The organism is Variovorax sp. CCNWLW235, from assembly GCF_037204085.1.
Taxonomy (GTDB): domain Bacteria; phylum Pseudomonadota; class Gammaproteobacteria; order Burkholderiales; family Burkholderiaceae_C; genus Variovorax.
On sequence record NZ_JBBCBW010000019.1, the window covers coordinates 37,564 to 54,986 of the forward strand.

The window sequence follows — 17,423 nt, forward strand, 5'->3', positions numbered from 1 at the left end:
GCAGTTACTCCCAAGGCGTAGGCGGCGGAATCTCGCAAACCGGCTCGACGTCGACACTCTTGAAGTCCGCCGGCGAGACGATCTCCAGGTATTCCATGTCAGGCGAGTAGTCGAACAAGAAGTGCCGGATGCCGGGCCGCTGGTGCACCACGTCGCCGGCTTCGACCAGGGTTTCCTTGTCTTCGTACATGAAGCGGGCCCAGCCCTTGACCATGATCACGATCTGGAAGTCCGCCTCGTGGCGGTGCCAGCCGGTGCCCGCTTCCGGTGCCATGTTGGCCTTGACGAGGTGCGCGATGACTTTGCCGTTGGTGGCCTCCGCAATGCCGAGGTCGCGGTAAAGAAAGAAATCGCGCAGGCCGCCCGAGACAAACTCCGTATCGCCGGGCTTGACGTGGGAGAACTGGGTAGCGGTTCGGTCCAGCATGGGGCGCTCCTTTGCAGGTGATGCAGGTGGTGGTTGTGCCGCGGTGCAGCACGCATAAAGCGTTCCCAAAGACATCTGCGGCGAAGGGCTGATTCGGCCGGCGGCTTGACGGGCCTGAAGCGCGACGAGATACTAAACCATATGGTTCACTCAGATCCCGTTTCGCTGGACGCGGTCTTTGCCGCCCTTTCCGACCCGACGCGCCGCGCTGTGCTCGAGACCCTGGGCGAGCGCAGCCTCAGCGTGACCGAGCTTGCGGAGCCGCACGGCATGTCGCTCACCGGCTTCATGAAGCACCTGCGGGTGCTCGAAGACGCCGGCCTTATCTCGCGCACGAAAGAGGGCCGGGTCGTGCAGTGCGAACTCTCGCCGCGGCCCATGCAGGAGGCCGCCGTGTGGTTATCTCGTTACGAGAAATTCTGGACCGGGCGCCTCGATGCACTGGCTCGCTATCTCTATCACCAAGAGGAGACCGAATGGCAAAACCTGCCGCACCCGCACAAGCACAAGAGCGACCCTCGCTCACCCTCCGCAGGCACTACCCCGTCGCCGCCGAAAAAGTCTGGCGCGCGTGGACCGACCCGCAAGCGCTGAAAGCCTGGTTCGGCCCGGAAGAAATCGTTTCCGTTCCGTTGGCCGAAGTCGACCTGCGCGTGGGCGGCCGCTTCCGCGTGACGATGCTTGCCGCCGACGGAGAAACGCACGACGTGAGCGGTGTCTACCAGGAGCTGGTGCCCAACCGCAAACTGGTTTTCAGCTGGGCCTGGCGCAGCACGCCGGAGCGCGAGTCGCGCGTCACGGTGCGGATCGAGCCCGACGGCAACGGCTGCGAGCTGGTGTTGATGCATGAGCAGTTCTTCGACGAGGTGGCGCGCGACGGACACGAGCACGGCTGGACGGGCGCCATGGTCAAGCTCGAGCAATGGTTGGCGAAAGCGGCTGAATGACCGGCGGGCGCGACGCGTCTGCCGGCAGACCGCCGCCGGCCCGCGCAACAGCGCGCGAGTGGACGGGGCTTGCCGTCATCGCGTTGCCGTGCATGCTGTATTCGATGGATCTCACGGTGCTGAACCTTGCGATTCCCTCGATCAGCGAAGACCTCAAGCCCACCGCCTCGCAGTTGCTGTGGATCGTCGATATCTACGGCTTCTTCGTCGCCGGGCTGCTGGTCACCATGGGCACGCTGGGCGACCGCATCGGCCGGCGTCGGCTGCTGCTCATCGGCGCGGCGGCCTTCGGCATTGCCTCGGTGCTGGCCGCGTTTTCGACCAGCGCCAACATGCTCATCGCCACGCGGGCGCTGCTTGGCGTGGCGGGCGCAACGCTCGCACCGTCGACGCTCTCGCTCATCCGCAACATGTTTCTCGATCCGGGGCAGCGCACGGTGGCCATCGGCGTCTGGATTTCCAGCTACTCGGCCGGCGCGGTCATCGGCCCGGTGCTGGGCGGCGTGCTGCTGCAGTTCTTTCCGTGGGGCTCGGTGTTCCTGATCGGCGTGCCGGTAATGGTGTTGCTGCTGGCACTCGGCCCCATCCTGCTGCCCGAATACCGCGACCCGGAAGCGGGGCGGCTCGACCTGGCCAGCGTGGCGCTTTCGCTCGGCGCGGTGCTGGCGGCCATCTACGGCATCAAGCAGGTGGCGGAGCATGGGCCTGATGCCGTGTCGGCCCTGGCCATCGTGGCCGGCGTGGCGCTTGGGTGGGCGTTCGCGCGCAGGCAGCGGCGGCTCACCGATCCGATGATCGACTTGCGCCTGTTCCGGTTGCCTGCCTTCAGCATCTCGCTGGCGGCGTACATGCTGGCCTGCTTCGTGATGTTCGGCATGTTTCTCTACAACGCGCAGTACCTGCAACTGGTGCTCGGGCTCCCGCCGCTGCATGCGGGTCTTTGGAGCGTGCCCAGCGCGGCGGCCTTCATTGCCGGCTCCATGGTGGTTTCCGCGCTGGTGCGCCGCATGCGGCCTGCGTTTGTGATGGGCGGCGGATTGGGCGTTGCGGCGTTGGGGTTCGCGATGCTCGTGGTGCTCCCCTCGGAGGGCGGACTGGCGTGGATGGTGGCCAGCATGGTCATTTCCTCTCTCGGCCTGGCACCTGTGTTCACGCTGGCCACCGATCTGGTGGTAGGCAGTGCGCCGCCCGAGCGCGCCGGAGTCGCCTCGGCCATCTCGGAAACGAGTTCGGAGTTTGGTGGTGCGCTCGGCATCGCGATTCTGGGCAGCGTCGGCGCGGCCATCTACCGCGGCGCAATGGCCGATGCAGTTCCAGCCGGCCTGGCGGGTGCTGCCGAAGTGGAGGCGGCACGCAGCACGCTTGGCGGTGCAGTGGCCCTGGCCGGCCAACTCGGGGGCGCCGCCGGCGCCGAGCTGCTCGACACAGGCCGGGCCGCCTTGCTGCATGGCCTGCGGCTCACGGCCGGCATTTGCGCGGTGCTGCTGCTGCTGCTGGTGGGCGCGCTGGTGGCTGTGCGACTGCGCAGCGCTGGAGAGGCCGCGCAGCCCAATGCACCGTCGGATGCATTGCCGGAGCGCTGACGAAGACCCATACTGCAGGCTCCACGACGAGACGATGAACGGAGCCTCCCATGAGCAACGAACTTCGCAAGAAGCTGCATGACCTGGCGGAACTGTCCGAAAACACCTCGGACCCGCAGACCAAGGCCATCATCGAGGCCATACGGCTGCAGACCGCCGTGCTGAACGAGCGGCTCTTTTCCATCGAGCTGCAGCTGGGCACGCTCACCAAGCGCATGGAAAACACGACTGACTGAGTGGCCGCCGCTTTGTAGGGATAATCCCAGCCATGAGCGGCAACACATTCGGAACTCTCTTCGCGGTCACCAATTTCGGCGAGTCGCACGGCCCGGCCATCGGCTGCGTGATCGACGGCTGCCCGCCCGGCATGGAGCTGAGCGAAGCCGACATCCAGGGCGATCTCGACCGCCGGCGCCCCGGTACCAGCCGCCACGTCACCCAGCGCAACGAGCCTGACGCGGTGCAGATTCTTTCCGGCGTGTATGAAGGCAAGACCACCGGCACGCCCATTGCGCTGCTGATCCAGAACACCGACCAGCGCAGCAAGGACTACGGCCAGATCGCCCAGCAGTTCCGCCCGGGCCACGCCGACTTCACCTACTGGAAGAAATACGGCATCCGCGATCCGCGCGGCGGCGGGCGCTCTTCTGCGCGGCTCACGGCGCCCATGGTGGCGGCCGGCGCGGTTGCCAAGAAGTGGCTGGCCGAAAAATACGGCATGGTGTTTCGCGGCTGCATGACGCAGATCGGCGAAATTGCCATTCCGTTCGAGAGCTGGGACCACGTGCCCAACAACCCGTTCTTCGCGCCCATTGCCGACGTGAGCGAGCTCGAGACGTATATGGACCGCCTGCGCAAGGCCGGCGATTCGTGCGGCGCGCGCATCCGCGTGACGGCCACCAACGTGCCCGTCGGCCTTGGCGAGCCGCTGTTCGACAAGCTCGATGCCGAGATTGCCTACGCAATGATGGGCATCAACGCGGTGAAGGCAGTCGAGATCGGTGCCGGCTTCGACAGCATCACCCAGCGCGGCACCACGCATGGCGATTCGATCACGCCGACCGGCTTTGTCACCAACAACGCGGGCGGCATTCTGGGCGGCATCAGTTCGGGGCAAGACCTCGAAGTGAGCATCGCGATCAAGCCCACCAGCTCGATCATCAGCCCGCGCCAGTCCATCGACATCAACAACAACCCGGTCGAGGTGGTCACCAAGGGCCGCCACGACCCGTGCGTCGGCATTCGTGCCACGCCCATCGCCGAAGCCATGCTTGCGCTGGTGGTCATGGAGCATGTGCTGCGCAACCGTGCGCAGTGCGGCGACGTGCAGCAGCAGCAAAAGGCCAAAGCCGACAAGACCGAAGCTGCCTCGCCGCAGGCGTCTTTCCTCTAGTGTCCGCCACGCCACCAGTGGCCGCCGGACGCGGCCACCTGTTGGCGTTTGCTGGTCTGTCGGCCAGCTATTTCGCGCACATCGGTTTCTTCAACCCCTACCTGCCGCTGTGGCTGCAGGACCTTGGGTTGCCGATCTTCACGATCAGCCTGCTGGCTTCGGTGCAGTCGATCACCCGCGTGTTTGCACCCTATGCATGGGGCGCGCTCAGCGACCACACCGGCCACCGCGTGATGCTGCTGCGCTTCAGTGCCGCGGTGGCGCTGGTCAGTTCGTTCGGGCTCTGGTGGCACGGCGGCGCCTGGTGGCTGGCGCTGGTGCTGCTGGTGATGTTCACCCACACCAGCTCGATGATGTCGCTCACCGAGGCCGCCATGGCGCAGCTCGTGGCCGGCGACTGGGGGCGCTACGGGCGCATTCGCCTGTGCGGCTCGGCCGGCTTCCTGGTGACGGTGTTCTTTGCGGGCGAGTGGTTCGAGCGCTTCGGCATGAAGCACTTTCCGGCCTGGGCGGCGGGCACGCTGGCCATTGTGCTGATTGCGACGATGAAGCTCCCCGATGTCCGCGAGCCCGTCGCGGCGCATGACGCGGTGAAGGAGCCCATCGGCCCGGTGCTGCGCATTCCGGCGGTGCGCTGGTTTTTTGCGGCGCTGTTCTTCCAGGTGATGTCGCACTTTTCGGTGTACGCATTTTTCTCGCTGTACCTCGATTCGCTCGGCTACGGCAAGAGCGTCATCGGCCTGCTGTGGGCGCTGTCGGTGGTGGCCGAGATCGTCTGGTTCTTTCTGCAGGGGCGGCTCATCGGCCTCTTGCCCATGCCGCGCTGGATGCTGGTGTGCGGCATTGCCGCCGTGGCGCGGCTGGGCCTCACGGCCGGGCTGGGCGGCTCCATTGCGGCGCTCGTCGTTGCGCAGTGGCTGCACGCGCTGAGTTTTGCGGCACACCACACCACCTGCATCGCCGTGGTGTCGCGCCGCTTTCCCGGGCGACTGCGCGGGCGAGGGCAGGCGCTGTTCACGGTGATCGGCTACGGCTTTGGCGGTGTGCTGGGCGTGCTGCTCGGCGGCGCGGTGGCGCAGGAAATCGGCTACCGCACCATGTTCGCGCTGGCGGCCTTGCTGGCGGCGGTGGGCAGCCTGTGCGCATGGCGGGTGATAAAGCTCGAACAGCTGGAACGCGGGGCCAGGGCGTGACCCCGCGCTGAATAGAGGGGCGCGCCGGCATTGCGCGCGCCAAAGTGTCATGGGCCTTAAATGCCTGCGTCACCGCGCCTGCCTACGCTTGCGCGCTTTTCAACGCTCCCCATCGACATGTCTGCTTCTGATGACTCGCACGGCGCCCGCGCGCCGCACACCCCTTCTCCGGTCGAACCCTCTCCCGCCCATCCTGCCCAGCCGCCGCGCCGGCAGGTTCTCAAGCTCGGTGCGTCCCTGCTGACTGTCGGCGGCAGCAGCGCATTGCTGGCGGCCTGCGGCGGTGGGGGAGGCGGAGCGCCCGGCTTCAATCCGTTGCCGGCGCCTGCCCCGTCGCCCGCCCCAGCGCCGGCTCCGGCACCCACACCAGCCCCGCCGCCGGTTGCCGCGAAGATCTCGAGCTTCGCACTCGCGGTAATGCCCGATACGCAGTTCTACGCGCGCTACGCCACCGCCGCCGAGAGCGACCAGTACGACAAGCGCTTCGGCAGCGCACCTTTCGCCGCGCAGACGAAATGGATCGCCGCCAATGCCGCGGCGCTGAACATCCCGTTCACCATTCACCTGGGCGATGTGGTCGACCAGGTCGGCAAGCCCGACCAGTGGAAGGTGGCCGATGCCGCGATGAAGGTGCTCGAAGACGCCAGGCTGCCCTACAGCGTGCTTGCCGGCAACCACGACGTGTTGAACGATGTGGACTACAGCATCGACCCAACCGGCGGCACCGACGCGACCCGCACGCTCGCCAACGAGCCCTATCTCCAATGGTTTGGCACCGAGCGCGCCAAGCGCCAGGCCACCTTCGGCGCGCGCGACAGCAGCGGCTTTCACGAGTACCACGTGTTCGAGGCGCAGGGCCAGCAGTTCATGGTGCTGTCGCTGTCGTGGCGCATCTCGGACGCCGGCATTGCCTGGGCGCGCCAGGTGATTGCAAAGAACCCGACGCTGCCCGTGATCCTGGTGAACCATCAGCTGCTGAACATCGACGCCGACGGCACGAGCCCGCTCGAGACCGACTACGGCAAGATGCTGTGGGAGAAGCTGATCCGCGACAACGACCAGATCTTCATGACGCTCAACGGCCACCACCATGGCGCGGCGCACCTCACGAAGACCAACGACTTCGGCCACAAGGTCGAAGAGATGGTGGTCGACTACCAGATGGCCTACCAGGGCGGCAACGGCCTGATGCGCCTCTACGAATTCGACCTGACCCACAAGCAGATCAAGGTGCTGTCGTTCTCGCCATGGGTGCCGCAGAAGCCGGCCGACACGCTGAACAGCTTCGACCAGGCCGTGCTCACCACGCCCAATGAGTCCTTCGTCATCGAGATGGATTTTGCGCAGCGCTTCGCGGGCTTCAACAAGACATTCGGCACGGGCGATGCCGTCATCGAGGGCTCGCTGGTCGACCGGGCCAGGGCGATGATCCTTGCCAACTACAAGGAGCCCGACGTCACCGTGCAGCGGCCCGCCGCGGATTCGGACGACTACCCCCAGGTTGCGAACACGCTGGCGCATTGGCGCTTCTTCGGCGGCACGGTCAACCAGCCGGTGCTTCCGGGCACCGTCATCGCCGACGTCACCGGCAGCAACCCGCTGCGGCGCGACGCCCTGAACCAGGGCGGTATCGCAGGTGCGGCCGACGGCGACATCGTGTGGAGCGACGACCGCCACCATCTCTCGGCCGCGCCCGGCTCGGTGCGATTCCTCAACACCGACAAGGACGTGCCGCGCCTGAGCTACTTCCTCACCGAGGCCGCGGCGCCGATCAATGGCCAGACGCTGGACAACGGCTACACCGTCGAGGCCTTCGTAAAGATCGACAAGAGCTGGACCAGCAGCAAGCAGGCTTGGATGAACATCATGACGCGCGACGGCCGGCGTGGCGACCTGGCCGGCTACCAGGGCGGCGACCCTGAAGCGCCGCCGATGCTGTTCGCCATCTCGAGCCTCCGCGAAGTGCAGTGGGAAGTGGTGCCGAGCACCGCCGGCACTCGCTCGCCCAAGACCAACTGGTCCGGCGAGGTGATTGCCGACCGCTGGGTGCACATCGCCATCGTCAACGACCCCGTGTCGCACGACACCACGATGTATGTCGAAGGCGCGCCGGTGCTGCGCAACATCAGCAATGCGCCCGGCCTTGCCACGCTCTCGGCCAGCTCGCCCTGGGTGGTGGGTGGCGGCTCGTGGAACGGCGCCCGCGCCGACGGCTTCTTCGGCCACATCGGCGAGGTGCGCGTGGTGGCCGCCGCGCTGGCGCCGGCCCAATGGCTCACGGCGCGCAAGGCGGCCTGACGAAGCCAAGGGCGGGAGAACTTCTTCCCGCCCATTACCGGCCGAAGGCTTTTCGCCCGCCTGGCCGATGAGATCACCCGGAAACGCGCTATTTCCGGGTGATCTTTTAAATACTAAGTATTCCTGCCAAAGCACCGCCGCATTGCAGGCCGGCAATTCACGCACCCCCCATTTCCATGACATTGATCGCATGTGCGATCAAGCCGTGAACTTTTTGTTCAAACGGCATTTGTCAATTTTTAGCATTGGCTCTTACGATAAATGAACATTTAAAATAATTGTGAACACGTGCAATGGGAGGTGAGCGTGAAGCTCATTCTGAAAACAATATTCTTATTGGATGAATTGCTATTAGGTAATTCGGCTTATCGTCGGAATGCGGTGCAGCAATGAGCCGCCGCGTCACCATCCAGACGCCCTTGGGCGAGTCGTTGCAATTTCACCAACTGGTGGGCCGCGAGGCGCTGAGCCAGCTCTACACCTTCGACATCGACCTGCTGGGCAGCAGCAACGCGATCGACTCGAAAGCCCTGCTCGGCAAGGCGTCGACCGTGGCGGTGGAGACCGAAAGCGGCGGCGTGCGCTACCTCGGCGGCATTGCAACGCGCTTTGGCCTGCAGCAGGAAGACGCGCGCCATTCCTTTTATCGCCTTCAACTGCGGCCCTGGCTGTGGCTCGCCACTCGGCGCAGCGATTTCCGCATTTTCCAGAGCAAGAGCGTTCCCGACATATTGACCGAAGTGCTGGGCAGCTACGGCTATCCCATCGAGAAGAAGCTCAGCCGGGGCGACTACCGCCGCTGGGACTACTGCGTTCAGTACCACGAGAGCGACTTCAACTTCATCTCGCGGCTGTGCGAGCTCGAAGGCATCTACTACTACTTCCGGCACGAGGCTTCGCAGCACGTGCTGGTGTTTGCGGACGACATTGCGAGTTCGCACGCGCCGTTGCCGGGCGGAGAGTCGGTACGCTTTCACCCGCTCGAAAAATCCGGCATGGGGCAGCGCGAGCGCATCTATGCGTGGGAAACCGCTGAAGAGGTGCGCGCGGGCCATCACTACAACAACGACTACGACTTCGAGAAGCCCAAGGCCGACCTCTCGCACCTGCGGCAGATGCCGCCCGGGCACGACCACGACAGCTACGAAAACTACGAATGGCCCGGAGGCTTTGTGCAGCACGCCGACGGCGAGACCTACGCGCGCATCCGCAACGAAGAGCAGCTGAGCCAGCGCAGCCGTGCGAGCGGCCGCTCCAACCTGCGCGAACTGGCAACCGGCCACACGCTACGGCTCACCGGCCACCCCAGGTCCGACCAGAACCGCCAATACCTGCTGCTGAGCGTGAGCTACCACCTGCAGGAGAACCTGCAGGCCAGCGAGGGCGCAGAAGCAACAGAGGGTTCGGTGCAGCGCTTCGCATTCGACGCCCAGCCCACCAGCCTTGCATGGAGGCCCCGGCGCACCACGCCCAAGCCGCGCACCCGCGGTCCGCAAACGGCCATGGTGGTCGGGCCGGCCGGCGAAGAAATCTGGACCGACCAGTACGGCCGCATCAAGGTGCAGTTTCACTGGGACCGCCTGGGCAAGGACGACGAGAACTCCAGCTGCTGGGTGCGTGTGTCCACCGCTTGGGCCGGCGCCACCTTCGGCGCGGTGTCCGTGCCGCGCATCGGCATGGAGGTGATCGTCGATTTTCTCAACGGCGACCCTGATTACCCGATCGTGACGGGCTGCGTCTACAACGCCGACACCATGGCGGCCTGGCAGTTGCCGGAGCAAAAGCACCTGTCGGGCATTCGCAGCCGCGAACTGGGCGGCGGGCGCGGCAATCACCTGGTGCTGGACGACACCCAGGGAAAGATCCAGGCGCAGCTGCGCAGCGACCATCAGGCCAGCCAGTTGAGCGTGGGGCACATCGGGCGCATCGAGGACACCGCGGGGCGCAAGGAGCCGCGCGGGCAGGGCTTCGAATTGCGCACCGACGGACATGGTGTGACACGCGCGGCCAAGGGCCTGCTGGTGACCACCGAGCCGCGGCCCAATGCGCAGGCGCACACCACCGACATGGGTGAAACGATCGGCCGGCTCACGCAGGCGCGCGACCTCCATGAAGGCCTGAGCGAAGCCGCACAGGCTGCGCAGGCGCACGATGCCGGCGACCAGGACGAAGTTGCCACGGGCCTGAAGGAGCAGAACGACGCCATCAAGGGGCAGGGCGGCAACCGCGAGCAGGGCGATTTCCCCGAGTTTCAGGAGCCGCATCTCACGCTTGCGAGCGCCAAAGGCCTGCAAACGGTGGCGCAGGGCTCCACGCACGTGGTGAGCAACGAGCACACGGCGCTCACCAGCGGCGGCCACACCAGCGTGAGCGCAGGCAAGAGCTTTCTGGTGAGCGTGCAGAGCGCCATCCGCATGTTCGCCTCCAAGGCCGGCATGCGGCTGGTGGCGGCCAGTGCCGACATCGACATCAAGGCGCTGAAGGACAGCGTCAATGTGCTCGCCAAGCTCAACATCACGCAAACCGCCAACAAGATCACCATTCATGCGAAGGAAGAGGTGGTGATCAACGGCGGCTCCAGCTACAGCCGCTGGAGCTCGGGAGGCATCGAGCACGGCACCTCGGGCACCTGGCGCGAGCATGCGGCGGTGCACAGCCTCGTGGGGCCGGCCAGCCAGGGCAAGCCCGCGCTGCCTAACCCGCCGCAGTTGCCCAAGGGCCAGCTCGACCTGTACCACCAGTACATCAAGCCCACCGGCGAAAAGCACCAGGGTGTTGCGCAGGGCGACTTCACCGTCGTCGATTCAGAAGGCGGCACGCACGCCGGCACCTTCGACCGCAACGGTTTCGCAAGCGTCTCGGGCTTGCCGATCGGCACTGCAAAGGTCACCTTCGGCAAGGACCCGCGCGACCCATGGGACGAGGGCAGCTACTTTGGCACGCCCAAGGACTGGAAGGCAAAAGAGCCCGCCGGCGGCGGTGCCGATGCGGCCGGCGCTGCGTCGGGCATCTCTGGCGCTCTGGGCAGCGCGGGCAATCTTGCGGGCTGGGCCGGTTCAGCCGGCGGCGCCGCGGGCGCTCTCGCGGGTGTCGCCGGCATGAACAGCAAGGCCGCGGGCATGCTCGGGCAGGTCACCCAGGCGGCGGGCATGGCGCAGCAGGCGGTGGGCGCTGCGCAAGCCATTCAGCAAGGCGGCGCCAAGGCGCTGCTGGGCCAAGCCAGCCAGGCCGCAACAGGCATGGCGATGCAGGCCGCCAGCGCACGGCTCGGACCGATGGGCGCGCCCGTCGCCGGCATTGCAAATGTGGCGAGCAGCGCGATGAGCGGCGGCGTGCCGGCCGGTATCAAGACGGGCATTGCCACGGCCAGCACCAATCCCGCGCTTGCGGGTCGCACTCCCGGCTTCGTGGGCTGAGTGCGGCACCGCGTGTATTTCGAATAACAAGACGTCTCAGGCAACAGGGAAAACAGGGCAATGGCGGAAGGATCGCAACAACAACCATCTCAACGAGAACCCCAGACCGCGGTCGCTCCCCTGAACACGATCGTCAAGGAGGACGTTGCAGCAGCCAGCAAGGCGGTGGACGACTGGCTGCGCTCCTTCAGTGGCGGCTATGTCACGCTCGAGCGGCTGACGATGGTGCTGGGCAGCATTCCGATCGTCGGCAACATCATGGCGCTGGTGGATGTGTTCCTGGACATCATCAACATCGTCGAGAAGAAGGCCAAGGACGGGGTCGAAGCTTTTTTGACGTGGGTGAGCCTGGGCATCAACCTGATCGGGCTGATACCGCTTCCGCCGACCATGGCGGCGGCACGCATGAGCCTGCGGCCCACTCTGCATCTCGTGCGGCAGGAACTCAAGACGGCCGCGTCGAACCTGGGCGAAACCATTGTGGTGGTGCTGGTTGGCCATCTGAACGCAACCATCGCGGGCGAACTCGAGACTTTCATCGAGAAGGCCATCGCCCAACTCGGCGACATGCTGAAGAACTGCGCCGACCTCGCCGACCAGGTGGTCGACAATCTCGTCGACGTGCTGCGCCGTGCGGTGGGGCAGAAGGACTTGTTCACCGTTGCCAGTGCGCCATCGCCAGAGACGCAGGTGCACGACCCCAAGACGCAAAGTACCTGGAACCGCATGTGGAGCAGCGCAGTGCGCTACAGCAGGCAGTCGGCAAACTACGTGGCCAAGGCGGCCGCGGGCCATCTGCCCGCGAACGTCGTTGCCCAGGTGAACGGCGTGATTGCCAGCATGCTCGACTTCAAGGGCAACCTGCGAAGCAAGCTTGCGGCACTTGCCGACCGCGAGGCGCAAGCCAGCATCATGTGGCTGCTGCAAAAGCTGCGCGAAGCTATTGGGCGCAAGAAAGGCAAAGGGGCTGCGATTGTGCCGCCGCATGGGGGCGCCGTGGCCGACAAGGATCGCTCGGGCGACCAGCTCGAACGCATCGGCAAGCAAGCGGACGGCAAGAAAGACCCGGGCTGCAAGAATTGTCCGGCGCCGGCAGCGCGGGGCGGTTCCATCAGCCTGGTAACAGGCTGCGAAAGCTTCACGCACACCGACTTTGTGCTGGCCGCGCCGCTGCCCATCGAATGGGCGCGCACATACCGCAGTCAGCTTGATGCATTTGACGGCGCCGCGCTGGGTGCGCGCTGGATTACGCCCTACACCACGCGCGTGGACTTTGCGACGCCTTCGAGCGGCGAGCGCCCAGGGCTGCCGAGTCTTGTCTACCATGCTGTGGACGGACGCAGCCATGCGTATCCGGTGCTCGAAGCGGGGCAGTCCTATCGCGACGCTATCGAGGACGTCTGCGTGACGCGCCTGGACCAACGCCTGCTCGCGATCGACTTCGGGCGCCATGGCGACTGGCGCGAGATCTACGAAATTGCCGATGACCACAGCCACTTCCGGCTTGTGGTACAGCAGGCGAAGGATGGCCAGTCGATCGGGTTGCGCTACGACCACGTCATTGCCGCCACGGGCGAGCGCGTTCTGAGCGATGTCATCAGCTGGCAAGGCGAGGTGGTGGCCGCCCATGTGGGCACGCGCCCCGATGCCCGCACGGGGTTGATCGAATCGCTCTGGGAGCTGAAGGACGGGCAGGTGGTTCGCCAGCTTGCCGCCTATTCGCACGATGCGAATCGCGACTTGGTGGAGGCAAAGGATGAGGACGGCGCGAGCCGCTCCTACACCTACACGCACCACCTTGTGACGCGGTACACCGACCGTACCGACCGAGGCATGAACCTCGAATACGACGGCGCCGGCGCGAATGCGAAGGCCGTGCGCGAGTGGAGCGATGACGGCAGCTTTGCACTCAAGCTCGAATGGGACCGGAACATTCGCCTTACCTACGTGACCGACCCGCTGGGCGGCGAGACCTGGTATTACTACGATATCCTCGGCTATACCTACCGCATCATCCATCCGGACAAGCGGCAGGAGTGGTTCTTTCGTGATGAAGCAAAGAACCTGACGCGCCATGTTCATCCCGATGGCAGCACCGACAGCTATACCTACGACGCCGACGGCAATCTGCAGACCCACACGCGCCAGGACGGTACGCGCGTGCATTTCGAATACGACAGCCGGCATCGGCTGACCGGACTGCGCGATGCCGAGGGCGGCATCTGGAAGCGCGACTATGACGCAGAAGGCCGCCTGACCGAAGAAACCGACCCGCTCGGCCACAAGACAGGCTACGCCTACGACAAGGCGGGCCGGCCGGTGGCGATTACCGACGCAGCAGGCGGCGCAAAGTACCTGAGCTATACGCCCGGTGGCCAACTGGCCAGCTATACCGACTGCTCGGGCAAGACGCAGCGATGGGAGTTCGATTCGCGCGGGCGGCTCGTCAAGTACATCGATGCGGCGGGGCAGGCTACGCGCTATCGCTACACCGCCAGCGGCTACGCGCAGGCGGCGCGAGGCGGCAACCATGCGGGTCAACTCGAGGAGGTCGTTCGGGCCGACCAGACGCGTGAACAGTTCATGCACGACGCTGAAGGGCGTCTGCTCTCTCACACCGATGCATTGGGCCGGACTACCCGTTACAGCTACACCCGCGCAGGGCTTGTCGGCGGGCGCACCGACGCCGCCGGCCGTTCGCTCAAGTACCACTGGGACCTGATGGGGCGCCTTACCGAGCTCCAGAACCAGAACGGCGCGCGGCATGACTTCCGCTACGACCCGGTAGGTCGCCTGATCGAGGAAACCAGCTTCGATCGGCAAAGCCGGCGGTACCACTATGACGAAGCTACGGGCGTGCTCGAACAGATAGTCGATGCGGGCGGTCATGCGCTCAGCCTTCGTTTCGACGAAGTGGGAAGACTGGTCGAGCGCAGTGCGGCCAACGCACAGGCCGAGCGCTTCAGCTACGACCGCAACGGCCGGATGATCGAGGCCTCGAATGGCGATTCGCGCCTGCAGCGGTTCTACGACCCCGTCGGCAATCTCACTCGGGAGCACCAACAGTACCTGTCGACCGGGCGCGTTGCCATATGGCAGCATCGCTATGACGAGCTCAACCAGCGGATCTCGTCCATTCGCCCCGACGGCCACGTCACGCAGTGGCTCACATATGGATCGGGCCATGTTCACGGGCTGTTGGTCGACGGCTCGGAGGTGTTGAGCTTCGAGCGCGACGACCTGCACCGCGAGGTATTGCGCGAGCAGGCCAACGGGTTGACCCAGCGGGTGCGCTACGACGCAGTGGGGCGCTTGCTCGAACAGAGAATTTCGCATGGGCGGCCCGGTGCCGCCGCATCGCTCGATCTGCACCGCAGCTATGGCTGGGACAAGGCCGGCCAGTTGATTGCCATCGGTGACTCGCGACGTGGCAACCTGGGCTATCGCTACGATCCGGTCGGCACGCTCATCGAAGCGCAGAGCAGGCTGGGACGTGAAACCTTCGCGTTCGATCCTGCCGGCAACATCGCCGATCCAGAGCTCGGCCCGGCTTCCACGCCGTCGGCATCGCTGGCAGGCCACCGCCAGGTCAGCCGCCTGCTCGACAACCTGTTGCGTCAATACGCCGGCACGCGCTATCGCTACGATGCCCGTGGCAACCTTGTCGAGCGAACGAGCAATGGCCGGCATACGAAATTCGAGTGGGACGCTTTCAACCGGATGATTGCGGCGCATGGCGACGAAGGCTCGACCATCTTTGCCTACGACCCGCTCGGGCGGCGAATCGCCAAGCGCTCGGGCGATGCCGTCACCGTCTTTGGCTGGGACGGCAACTACCTGGCCTTCGAGAGCACCCAGAGCACGGCCGGCGAGCGCGAGTCGAAAGGCCGCGGTTACAGCGTGCACTACGTGCACGAGCCCGATTCCTTTGTGCCGTTGCTGCAGATGCGACGAGCGCAGGCTATTACGCTCGCCAGAACAACCGACGTGAAGGCGCTCATGGACGCGAACGGCGGCGTCTACGACATCGAGCAAGACCCGGTGTGGAACGGCGAGCAGACGCCCAGCCCGATTGCCTTTGCCCAGCAGGAGATTGCCTACTACCAGTGCGACCATCTCGGCACGCCGCAGGAGCTGACAGACCACGAAGGCCGCATTGCTTGGTCCGCGCAGTACCGCGCCTGGGGCGCGGCGCGGGAGGTCATCAGCGAAGCGGGGCGGCGCGCAGGTTTTGCGAACCCTATCCGCTTCCAGGGCCAATACCGGGACGAGGAAACCGGCCTGCACTACAACCGGCACCGCTATTACGACCCGCACACGGGCCGTTACGTGAGCCGCGATCCGATCGGGTTGGCCGGCGGTCTCAACACGCATGCCTACGTTGCCAACCCCACGGGCTGGGTCGACCCGCTAGGCCTGCAAGGCCAGCCCGCCGCCTGCAAGACGCCCAAGGGCGGGCGCTTTGCCACCGCAGACGGTGCTGCCAAGGCCGCGATGCTGCGCTACAACGACAAGTCGATTCGCGACAACCTCGAGTATGGTGGCCTCGTCTACAAGACGCCCGACGGCAAGTACGACTTCACCAAGGCCACGCGGGGCGAAGGCGATTCGGTCGACCCCTGGGGCCCGACCGCGCGCCGGATTCCTCGATGCGCGCAGGAGGTCGGTTATTGGCACACCCATGGCGATCACACGGACAGCCGCGGCAACCGCACCACGCGCGGGCGCGACTACTACGACAGCAACAACTTCTCGCCGGAGGACAAAAATGCGGCCAAGGTGGGTATGCAGAACGATCATCCGGACTACCGCGGCTACGTCGGCACGCCGAGCGACGGACTCAAGGGCTACAACCCGAAGCTGGATCAAACGTACAGGCTCTAGCAGCCTTGTCATTGCATTGGGGATATTCATGAACAGCCAGATTTCTGCGGCGCCGATCTTCGAGATCAACCCTCCCGCGACGAGCGTGCAACTCAACACGCCGCTCGCCATTGCGCTGGGCCACGCCTATGAGCGCTTTGCGCAGACAGGGCAAGACCTGAAGAACTTCGACATCCAGATCAGCGAGCGCACGCGTGAAAACGGCGAGGACGAGAACGGTGAAAACACCATCGGAATCGCATTTGTCGCAAAGCTGGAGCCGGGCAAGAAGGGCCTTGGCAATGCAAACCGCCTCGGCCGTTCGGTGCTGTACATCGCCTCTAGAACATCGGGCGAGATCTTGCGCGAAGCGGGGAGCCGCTAAGTGCCTAACGCAATGGAGAACAGCTCATGGAAAACGATGCTTCCGCTTCGGCCTCTTCCCTCTCTCCCATTTCTGGCGCGCAGAGCTATGCGCTCACTGACGAGCAACGCCTTGCACTAGCGGCAAAGGCGGAAGCCGGCAATGCCGACTCCGCCTTTCGGCTCTCGCTGTACTACACCTTCACTTTCTCCGATCCCGATCAATCGATGCACTGGCTTTCGATGGCGGCCAAGGGCGGCCACAGCATTGCGCAGCACAACCTTGCCTACGACCTTTATATGAGCGGCACCGACCTTGCGAAGGCTGCCTATTGGGCGGCGGAGTCGCAGAAGAACGGCAACGCCGAAGCCGGCTGGCTGTTGAGTGAAATCGAAACCGAAAAGGTTGTTTCGGGCTGGAGCCCGCTGACGTGAGCTCGCAGCTGATCATCCTGGCCCACGACATGTGGCGCAAAGGCGCAGGCGGGGCGCCGGCAGGCCTTGTGGGGCAAGCCGACAGCTTCGCCTATGCGGGGCTCGATTTGAGCCTGGCGCAGTTCGCCGGTTCGACTTTCGCGGGCACCAGCTTCACTGCAACCAGCTTCAAGCAGGCGGGTTGGAGCGCCTGCCAGTTCACCGGCTGCAGCTTCACGCAATGCGACTTCAGCGGCATATCGATTACTGGCTGCACCTTCGTCAACTGCAGCTTCACGCGCGCCAACTTCGACGGCGGCAGCATCGGCACCAGCACCTTCGCGCAGTGCCAATGGGACGAGATCAGCTTTGCGGGCGGCCGCTGGAATGACGTGGGCGTGCTGAACTGCGGCGGCACCGTGGTTCACGCACAGGGCCTGCACGGGCGAAGCGTGGACTTCACGGGCAGCACGTTCGAGCAGCTGGAGTTCCAGGGCGCGAACATCAACTGAGAGGAAATATAAGA

Annotated in this window: 13 protein-coding genes; 12 read left to right on the forward strand and 1 reads right to left on the reverse strand. The window is 65.1% G+C overall.

All coding sequences use genetic code 11. From position 1 onward, the window contains the following. Window positions 1-4: 4 nt before the first annotated feature. Window positions 5-427, reverse strand: coding sequence for a cupin domain-containing protein (locus tag V9L21_RS19580; RefSeq protein ID WP_309952029.1), 423 nt, complete (start codon window positions 425-427; stop codon window positions 5-7). A 141-nt stretch (window positions 428-568) separates the two neighbouring features. On the opposite strand from V9L21_RS19580, the gene V9L21_RS19585 reads away from it, so the two are divergent. The 12 genes from V9L21_RS19585 (at window position 569) to V9L21_RS19640 (ending at window position 17,409) form a co-directional block, all read left to right on the forward strand. Then, complete coding sequence (locus V9L21_RS19585; RefSeq protein ID WP_337314610.1) at window positions 569-1,021, forward strand: ArsR/SmtB family transcription factor; 453 nt, start codon at window positions 569-571, stop codon at window positions 1,019-1,021. Further along, window positions 904-1,374, forward strand: a complete 471-nt coding sequence (locus V9L21_RS19590) for an SRPBCC family protein (RefSeq protein WP_337314611.1) — start codon at window positions 904-906, stop codon at window positions 1,372-1,374. Before V9L21_RS19585 ends, V9L21_RS19590 begins: the two co-directional genes overlap by 118 nt. Beyond that, window positions 1,371-2,957, forward strand: coding sequence for an MFS transporter (locus V9L21_RS19595; RefSeq protein ID WP_337314612.1), 1,587 nt, complete (start codon window positions 1,371-1,373; stop codon window positions 2,955-2,957). The genes V9L21_RS19590 and V9L21_RS19595 overlap by 4 nt, the downstream gene beginning before the upstream one ends. Before the next feature lie 50 nt (window positions 2,958-3,007). Beyond that, the gene (locus V9L21_RS19600) at window positions 3,008-3,193 is read left to right on the forward strand and encodes a hypothetical protein (RefSeq protein ID WP_126749054.1); all 186 of its coding nucleotides are present in this window, start codon (window positions 3,008-3,010) and stop codon (window positions 3,191-3,193) included. A gap of 32 nt (window positions 3,194-3,225) precedes the next feature. Further along, a complete protein-coding gene (aroC, locus tag V9L21_RS19605; RefSeq protein WP_337314613.1) occupies window positions 3,226-4,350 on the forward strand; it encodes a chorismate synthase in 1,125 nt (374 codons plus the stop codon). Then, complete coding sequence (locus V9L21_RS19610; protein ID WP_337314614.1) at window positions 4,350-5,543, forward strand: MFS transporter; 1,194 nt, start codon at window positions 4,350-4,352, stop codon at window positions 5,541-5,543. The genes aroC and V9L21_RS19610 overlap by 1 nt, the downstream gene beginning before the upstream one ends. A gap of 117 nt (window positions 5,544-5,660) precedes the next feature. Then, window positions 5,661-7,841, forward strand: coding sequence for a LamG-like jellyroll fold domain-containing protein (locus tag V9L21_RS19615; RefSeq protein ID WP_337314615.1), 2,181 nt, complete (start codon window positions 5,661-5,663; stop codon window positions 7,839-7,841). Between the two features lie 389 nt (window positions 7,842-8,230). Further along, on the forward strand, window positions 8,231-11,257 hold the full coding sequence (locus tag V9L21_RS19620) for a type VI secretion system Vgr family protein (RefSeq protein WP_337314616.1): 3,027 nt from the start codon (window positions 8,231-8,233) through the stop codon (window positions 11,255-11,257). Window positions 11,258-11,317: 60 nt separating this feature from the next. After that, window positions 11,318-16,141 carry an RHS repeat-associated core domain-containing protein gene (locus V9L21_RS19625; protein ID WP_337314617.1) on the forward strand — a complete coding sequence of 1,608 codons (4,824 nt, stop codon included), beginning with the start codon at window positions 11,318-11,320 and terminating at the stop codon, window positions 16,139-16,141. 28 nt (window positions 16,142-16,169) lie between these two features. Next, on the forward strand, window positions 16,170-16,505 hold the full coding sequence (locus V9L21_RS19630; protein WP_337314618.1) for a hypothetical protein: 336 nt from the start codon (window positions 16,170-16,172) through the stop codon (window positions 16,503-16,505). A gap of 26 nt (window positions 16,506-16,531) precedes the next feature. Then, on the forward strand, window positions 16,532-16,918 hold the full coding sequence (locus V9L21_RS19635) for a hypothetical protein (protein WP_258507670.1): 387 nt from the start codon (window positions 16,532-16,534) through the stop codon (window positions 16,916-16,918). Beyond that, window positions 16,915-17,409 carry a pentapeptide repeat-containing protein gene (locus V9L21_RS19640; protein WP_337314619.1) on the forward strand — a complete coding sequence of 165 codons (495 nt, stop codon included), beginning with the start codon at window positions 16,915-16,917 and terminating at the stop codon, window positions 17,407-17,409. The genes V9L21_RS19635 and V9L21_RS19640 overlap by 4 nt, the downstream gene beginning before the upstream one ends. Window positions 17,410-17,423 lie beyond the last annotated feature (14 nt).